Raw genomic sequence first — 7,193 nt, 5'->3', positions numbered from 1 at the left:
GGGCGCCCGCCGCGCCTTCGGCCTCGACTATCGCCATGGTCTCGCCCTGGCTCGGCGACAGCGCGATGCCGCCGGAATAGGCCACCAGGCTGCCGCGCGCCGACAGCGACTCGCGGCTGAAGCCGTCGCCGCGCGCCAGGCTGGCGCCCAGGGCGCTGGCGGAGGTGCGCAGGTTGAGGTTGCCGCCGTAGGACTGGGTGCTGGCGCTGTCGGCCTGGCTGTGGTTGCCGTACAGGTTGTAGTTCCACTGGCCGCGCTCGCCGGCGATGCCGCTGAGGCTGGTCTGCAGCGAGCGGTTGTGCGCGTCCTGCAGCGACAGCGTGCTGCTCAGGCGCGGCGCGCCGGCATCGCGGCCCAGCGGGATGCTGATGCTCAGCAGGTACTGGTTGTCGTAGCCGTCGACGCTCTGGAAGCGCGTCGCCGACAGGCCCAGGCTGCCCCAGTTGAAGGTGCGGCTGAAGCCGCTGCTGAAGGTCAGGCTGCGCCGCTCGCCGGTCCAGTAGCTCTGCCCCACGCCGGAAATGTACAGGCTGCCGCCGGCCAGCGCCTGGCTGAGGCTGAGCTGGACGCGGTCGCGCTCGCGGAACAGGCTGGCGTTGTCGGTGTCCAGGGCGTCGGCCGCGGCGGCCAGGCCCAGGTAGCCCTTGTCCGAGCGGCGGTAGGACAGCTGCAGGTTGGTGCCGCCGAACGACTTGTTGTAGGCCAGGCGGTAGCTTTCGCCATTGTCGGGCATGTCCTGGCCCGGGGCGTCGGCGGGCAGGGCGTCGAAGCGCGACAGGGTGGCGTCCAGGGAGAAGGCGCCATAGGGCGTGTTCAGCGCGGCGCCGATCAGCGAGGCCATGTAGCTGTCGGCGATCACCGCGCCGGAATAGGCGCTGAGGTTGTTGCTCAGGCCCCGGCGGTAGCCGCCCTGGACGAACTTCAGCGGGTTGTCGACGTCCTCGCCGCGGTAGCTGCCGGAGGCCACCTGGTAGCGCGAGGCGCCGGGCCTGAGCAGTTCGGCGGCATAGGAATAGGGCACGCTGAAGCTCTTCTCGCGGCCGTCGGCCTCGATCACCGTGACCAGCAGGTCCTCGGTGTAGCCGGTGTTGTACAGGTCGTCGATGACGAAGGGGCCGGGCGGCACGCTGACCTGGTGGATCAGTTGCTGGCCCTGGTGGATCTTCACGGTCGCGTTGCTGTCGGCGATGCCGCGCACCACCGGGGCGAAGCCGCGCTCGCTCTCGGGCAGCATGCGCTCGTCGCTCTCCAGCTGCACGCCGCTGAAGGGGATGCTGTCGAACAGGTCGCCGGCGGTGAAGTGCTGGCCGAGGGTCAATTGCGAGGACAGCGCGGTGATGTCGCGCTGGGCGTAGTTGTTCAGGGTGCGGTAGTGGCTGCCCTGGCGGGTGGTGTCGCCGTGGCTGAAGGTGGCGTTGTGGCGCAGGCGCCAGTCCATCAGGTTGAGGCCGCCGTTGAGGCCGAGGAACAGGTCGTTGCGGGTGTCCTGGCTGTTGCTGGAGCGGTCGAAGTTGCTGGTGTAGCTGACGAAGCCGGCGTTGATCCCCGAATCCCAGCTCTGCGGCGGCGCATAGTTGCGCGGGCGCTGCTTGACGTAGGCCTGGGGCAGGGTGAGGAGGATGGCCCCGCTGGCGCCGTCCAGTTCCACGCGGCTCTGCGGCACGCGTTCGGGCAGGTCGACGCAGTCGCCGCTGGCGGGCTTGGCGTCGGCGGCGGGCTCGGGCAGCAGCACGCCCCACTGTTCCAGTTGTTCCTGGGTGAAGCAGTAGACCTGGCGTTGCTCGGCGGTATGCACCACGCGTACTTCCTGCTGGCCGAAATACACCTTGTTCAGTGTCAGGTCGAGGGAGTAGGTGCCCGGCGGCAGCGCCGAGGGGTTCTTCTCGAACCCGGAAACGTCCGTGCTCATGCCCAGCGTCTCCAGCAGGCCGCGGTCGAAGTGCACCTCGCCGGTGCCTTCGGCGGCCACTGCCGGGGCCGGGAGCAGGGCGCAGAAGAGCCCTCCCAGGCACCCCAGACGCAGGAGGCGGGACAGTATCGAAGGGGACACGATGGACCTCGCGAGGGAGGGTTACTCGACGGTGGCTTCGGTTTCGATCAGGCCGCCGAAATCGTTGATCCAGGTGTAGCGGACCCGTGCGCCGGGCCTGGCCCAGGCCGCCGCGTCGCGGGGCAGGGCGATGCCGTAGCTGCCCTTGGCCGGGACCATGTCCAGGTCGTCGTTGTCGTATTGCCTGGCGCCCGAGCGCAGTTGCAGGCGGGCCAGGGACACCGAGTAGGGCAGGTCGTTGACCGCGCGCAGCGTGCTCTTGCCGCCCTCGGAAACGATGCGCCACTTCAGCTGCTGCGCCGCGTCGGCGGCCACGCCCTTGAGCTTGGCCGGGCGGTAGAACAGCTTGAGCTGCGAACGGAAGGCCACCTGCAGCTTGCCCGCGCTGTTGTTGCTGGCGGCCGCGTCGGCCTTGTCCGGGCTGCTCGAGGGCACCTCCAGGACGTTCAGCCAGAACACCGATTCGCGGTCCTGGGGCAGCGAGCGGTCGATGTTGGCGATGCGCAGCAGCAGGCCCTTGTCCGGGTCGACCCGCGAGACCGGCGGCGTGACGATGAAGGGCGAGCGCCCCTGCTTGTCGGCGCCGGGCGTGCCCTTGCCGTTGTCCACCCAGGCCTTGATCAGCGACGGCGTCTTGCCGGTGTTGCGGATGTTGACGGTGATGTCCCGCTCGGCGGCCGGGTAGACCACGCGGGTGCCGGTGATGACGATGCTGGCGTTGGCCTGGAACGCCAGCAGGCAAAGACCGAGCAGGAAGAACAAGTGGGTAGCGGGACGCATCGGGCAACCTCCTTCTCTGTAAAGAAGGACTTTGGGTGGAGTCTAGGCGGGGCCGGCATACTGGCAAGTTCCCGGGCGGTGAAGTTTTCCGGAGAACTTGTAAGTGCGTTTACTCATTCAGCCTGTGTATGAACTTTCGTCGATGTGTTCATACGCGTGATGAATATTCCGAGTGCATCCCCCGATGGGGGAGGGGGATGCATCCGGGGCCGCTGTCAGTCGTAACGGATGGAATACAGCAGGGCGGTGTCGGCGGTACCGGGCGATACCAGTTCCGAGGTCTGCACGTAACGGGCGTAGTAGGCGAATTCCAGCGGGCCGGCTTCGTCCATGGGCTTACTGACGTTGTTGGCGTTGGTGCGCAGGTCGATGGCTTCCAGTTCTTCGTTGGCGATCTGCAGCTCGATGCCGGACATGCTCATGGCTTCGCCGTTGAAGGCGAGGTTGCCGGTGGTCGGGTTGACGTTGGCCGAGGCGAAGTCGACCTTGTAGGTCTGGCCGACGGTGCAGCCGTTCAGGGCGATGGTGAAGCGCTGCTCGCCGGCGGTGGAGCCCACGGTGTCGAAGTCGCTGGTGGAGATCGACGGCAGGTTGATGGAGGCATCGGCGCCGCCACCGTTCACGCTGACTTCGCAGGTGTCTTCCATAACGTGGCCGGTGAAGCTGATCTGGCCACCGGTCGCTGCCTGGGCGCCACCGGCCGCCAGGGCGAGGAGTACGGCTGCGGGGAGAGTGAGACTTTTCATGGAGTTTTTCCTTGCAGGTTTTTCGGTAGGTGAATTCTCCCTGCTTCCTGAAATTTCGAATATTAGGAAACTTCTGATGAGTCGTAGGTGTATTCCTATGAATGAGGTAGGCAACGGATATAAGTGGGTTACTTATTGAAAAGCAGGAAGTAAAACAAGTTGCCTGGAATGTAGGGCGTATAACCGTTGGCGGGGACACCGGGGTCCTATGCAGGTGGGTTTAAGAGCGCCCTCTCCCCAGCCCTCTCCCGCAAGCGGGAGAGGGGGCTGTCCTGAGCGGGGGGCGAATCCTGAGTCATCCTGAAATGCCTATCTCCCCCCACGTCATTCCCGCGAACGCGGGACGCGGCTCCATCGCGAACAGCGCTTGCGCTGGCCCGAAGGGGAATAACCCAGTGACTGGCGGGTTCGCGAGCAAACTTGCTCCTACGAAAAGCAAAAGCGCGTCCGCTCTTGCTCTGGCTTTTGGATTTCCAGAGAAACATCCGCGCGCACCGGAACGCCCCTTCAGCAGGCCGAGCGAAACCGGCGCTCAGGAGGTCATGCGACATGGATGTCGCGAGAGCCCCGATGGGCTACAGGGACGTACCCTCGGGGCGGGCCTCCGTGGCGGGGGAATTCGTGAGGGTAGCCCGGCTTTATCGGGCCCGTATGTTGGGGCAAGCCTTTTTGGTTACTTTTGTGGCGACTGACAAAAGTGACTCGCCCGAGGGGGCGAAACAAAAAATATCCGAGCACGCCGAAGCGGCGCGTCACACCCAAACAAGAAGTCTCTGGGCCCGCGTTCGCGGGAATGACGGGTTCGAGATCGGAGCGCAGGGCCAAGAGCCAAGCCCCATCCCAAATGAAAAAATGCCGTTTCTCCCAGACAGAGAAACGGCATTCTTTCTTGAGTGGACAGCACTACCGGCATTTGCCGAGGGCTTTTTAGCTACCGCGGTTATGCCGACTCGCAACAGATCGTGGTCAGGCGCTTAGAACTTGTAACCGAAGCCGATCATGTACACCCACGGATCGACGTCCACGTCGACCTTGGTCTTCTGGATGCCCAGGGCGCCCGGGCCGTTGACGCTGGCCTTGGTGTCGATGTCCATGTACCACACGGCAACGTTGAACAGGGCGTGCTCGTTGAGCATGTAGTCGAAGCCCAGTTCGCCGGCCAGGCCCCAGGAGTCCTGCAGCTTCAGGTTGCTGAAGCCCTGGTCCTTGCGGAAGCCGGCCAGGTCTTCGTCGAAGAAGGTGGTGTAGTTCACGCCCAGGCCGCCGTAGGGCTGGAAGGCGGAGTTGGTGCCGCCCATGGGGTAGTACTGCAGCAGCACGGTCGGCGGCAGCTGCTTGATGTCGGCCAACTTGCCGTCCAGGCCCGGGCCGAGGCCCTTGACGTCGACCTGGTGGTTGAACGGAGTGGCGGCGACCAGCTCGACACCGATCTTGTCGGTGATCAGGTAGCTGAAGGTCAGGCCCAGCTGGGTATCGCTGTCCACGGTGGCCTTGGTGCCGCCGACCTTGGCACCGTCGAGCTTGAGGTTGCCGCTGTCGTCGTTGGGGTCGACGGTGGCGAAGCCGCCGCGGACGATGAAGTCACCGGCCTTGTGGCCCTGGATGTCCGCAGCCTGGGCGGCGAACGGCGTGGATACGGCGGCGGCGAGCAGGGAGGCGGTGAGCCAGGACTTGCGCATGATGGTGATGCTCCATGATTTTGGAATAAGCGTTGGTAAGCATCATGGTAGACAGCGCTAAGCGATTCTTCTTGATTCAGCTCAATAAAGCCCCCCTACCTCGTAGGGGTAATGCCTGTGGCAGATGGTCGCAGGTCATTCGCCCTCGTATTCGTAGGGCGTGACCTCGTCGGCCTTGAGCTGGTAGCCGGCCTGGGCCAGGTCGCTGTCGATGTGCTTCACCTGCATGCGCCCGACCACCCAGTAGGGCTGGTACAGCTCGTCCATCTTCACCCCGTGGGCCTGGTGCACGTAGACGATCTGGTTGGACGGCGGCGGCGGCACGTGGATGCAGGCGCCGTAGTAGGGCACCAGGAGGAACTCGTTGACCTCGCCGTCCTGGCCGACGTCCAGCGGCACTATGTAGCCGGGCAGCTTCACCTGCTGGCCGTCCAGCGCCTGCACCACCGGGGCGGCCGGCGACTGCTGCTTGGCCGCCGGGCCGCTCTCGGCGTTGAGCGCGTCGCTGAGCTGGGAAATGTCGTGCAGCGGCACCGGCGGCGGGGGCGGCGGCGCGCCCTCGGGGATCAGCTGCGGCCAGGTCAGCGTCTGCGGCGTGGCGGCCCAGGCCGCGCTGGTAGCGAGCAGGCACAGGGCGAGGAAGGCGGAGGCGGTTGTTTTCATGGGGCTACTCAGATGCGGATCGACAGGCCGTCGGCCAGCGACTGGCGATAGGCGCGCCAGGCCGGCACGCAGCCGATCAGTAGGGCGGCCAGCAGTATGCCGCCGAGCAGCGACCACTCATAGGCGCTCGGCGCCGCCAGCGGCAGGAAGATGCCGTAGTTGGCCTGCACGTAGCCCTGGGCGGCGGCGATGCCGGCGTACAGCAGGCCCAGGCCGAGGGTGACGCCGGCCAGCGCCAGGGCGAAGGCCTCGGCCAGCAGCAGGCTGAACACGTGCCAGGGCCGCGCGCCCACCGAGCGCAGGATGGCCATCTCGCGGCGGCGTTCGTTGAGGCTGGTGAGGATGGCGGTGAGCATGCCGATCAGGCCGGTCAGCACTACGAACAGCGAGACCACGAACAGCGCCTTCTCCGCCGTGCCCATCAGCCCCCACAGCTCCTGCAGGGCCACGCCGGGGAGGATGGCCAGCAGCGGCTCGCCGTCGTATTCGTTGATCTGCCGCTGCAGGGCGAAGGTCGCCACCTTGCTCTTCAGGCCGAGCAGGAAGGCGGTGATGGCGGTCGGCTGCAGGTCCATGTGGCGTGCCTGGTCGGCGCTGATGCGCCCGGCGCCGCGGGCCGGCACGCCGTTCTTCCAGTCGACGTGCAGCGCCTCCATGCCGGCCAGGGAAATGTGCAGGGTGCGGTCCACCGGGGTGCCGGTGCGCTTGAGGATGCCGACCACGGTGAATGGCTTGTCGTCGTGCTGCACCAGGCTGATGGTGCTCACCCCATGGCTCAGCACTATGTGGTCGCCCAGCTTGTAGTGCAGCGCCTCGGCCACCTCGGCGCCGAGCACCACGTCGAACAGGTCCTGGCCGAATGGCCGGCCCTCGGCCAGTTGCAGCTGCTGGTCGCGGCCGTAGCGGTAGTGCTCGAAGTAGCCGGTGTCGGTGCCCATCACCCGGTAGCCGCGGTGCGAGTCGCCCAGGGATATCGGGATGGCCCACTTCACCAGCGGGCTGGCCTTGACCGTCTGGAAGCTCTCCCAGCGGATGTTGTTGGTGGCGTTGCCGATGCGGAACACCGAGTACAGCAGCAGGTTGATCGAGCCCGAGCGCGCGCCGACGATCAGGTCGGTGCCGGAAATGGTGCTGGCGAAGCTGGCGCGGGCCTCGCTGCGCACCCGCTCCACGGCCAGCAGCAGGCAGGCGGAGAGGGCGATGGCGAAGACCGTGAGCCACGCGGTGAAACGGCGGTTGGAAAGGCTGGCCAGGGCCAGGCGCAACAGGTACATG

The 7,193-nt window shown here is 66.2% G+C and carries 6 protein-coding genes; all 6 read right to left on the bottom strand.

Annotated features, from left to right (window positions below; genetic code table 11):
* Positions 1-2,050 (bottom strand): fimbria/pilus outer membrane usher protein (locus tag RN02_RS06970; RefSeq protein ID WP_152623730.1); only part of this gene is annotated, 2,050 nt, incomplete at its 3' end.
* Positions 2,051-2,071: 21 nt separating this feature from the next.
* Positions 2,072-2,830 (bottom strand): fimbrial biogenesis chaperone, encoded by a 759-nt coding sequence (locus tag RN02_RS06965; protein ID WP_009617240.1) that lies wholly within the window; start codon positions 2,828-2,830, stop codon positions 2,072-2,074.
* Between the two features lie 215 nt (positions 2,831-3,045).
* On the bottom strand, positions 3,046-3,576 hold the full coding sequence (locus RN02_RS31640) for a fimbrial protein (RefSeq protein ID WP_009617242.1): 531 nt from the start codon (positions 3,574-3,576) through the stop codon (positions 3,046-3,048).
* Between the two features lie 974 nt (positions 3,577-4,550).
* Entirely contained in the window at positions 4,551-5,255 is a 705-nt protein-coding gene (locus RN02_RS06955; protein WP_043273450.1) for an OmpW/AlkL family protein, read from the bottom strand.
* A gap of 135 nt (positions 5,256-5,390) precedes the next feature.
* On the bottom strand, positions 5,391-5,918 hold the full coding sequence (locus RN02_RS06950) for a DUF3299 domain-containing protein (RefSeq protein WP_009617246.1): 528 nt from the start codon (positions 5,916-5,918) through the stop codon (positions 5,391-5,393).
* Positions 5,919-5,926: 8 nt separating this feature from the next.
* Positions 5,927-7,192, bottom strand: a complete 1,266-nt coding sequence (locus tag RN02_RS06945) for an ABC transporter permease (RefSeq protein ID WP_043313788.1) — start codon at positions 7,190-7,192, stop codon at positions 5,927-5,929.
* Position 7,193 lies beyond the last annotated feature (1 nt).

Source organism: Pseudomonas sp. PI1 (assembly GCF_000812405.1).
GTDB classification, from domain to species: Bacteria; Pseudomonadota; Gammaproteobacteria; order Pseudomonadales; family Pseudomonadaceae; genus Pseudomonas; species Pseudomonas citronellolis.
The sequence above is the reverse complement of the archived record's forward strand: the minus strand, read 5'-3'. Positions and strand labels throughout refer to the sequence as shown.

Excerpts from the sequence above, each read along its gene's own strand:
- RN02_RS06945 (WP_043313788.1), bottom strand. The coding sequence starts at position 7,192 with ATGTACCTGTTGCGCCTGGCCCTGGCCAGCCTTTCCAACCGCCGTTTC.
- RN02_RS06950 (WP_009617246.1), bottom strand. The coding sequence starts at position 5,918 with ATGAAAACAACCGCCTCCGCCTTCCTCGCCCTGTGCCTGCTCGCTACC.
- RN02_RS06965 (WP_009617240.1), bottom strand. The coding sequence starts at position 2,830 with ATGCGTCCCGCTACCCACTTGTTCTTCCTGCTCGGTCTTTGCCTGCTG.
- RN02_RS31640 (WP_009617242.1), bottom strand. The coding sequence starts at position 3,576 with ATGAAAAGTCTCACTCTCCCCGCAGCCGTACTCCTCGCCCTGGCGGCC.
- RN02_RS06955 (WP_043273450.1), bottom strand. The coding sequence starts at position 5,255 with ATGCGCAAGTCCTGGCTCACCGCCTCCCTGCTCGCCGCCGCCGTATCC.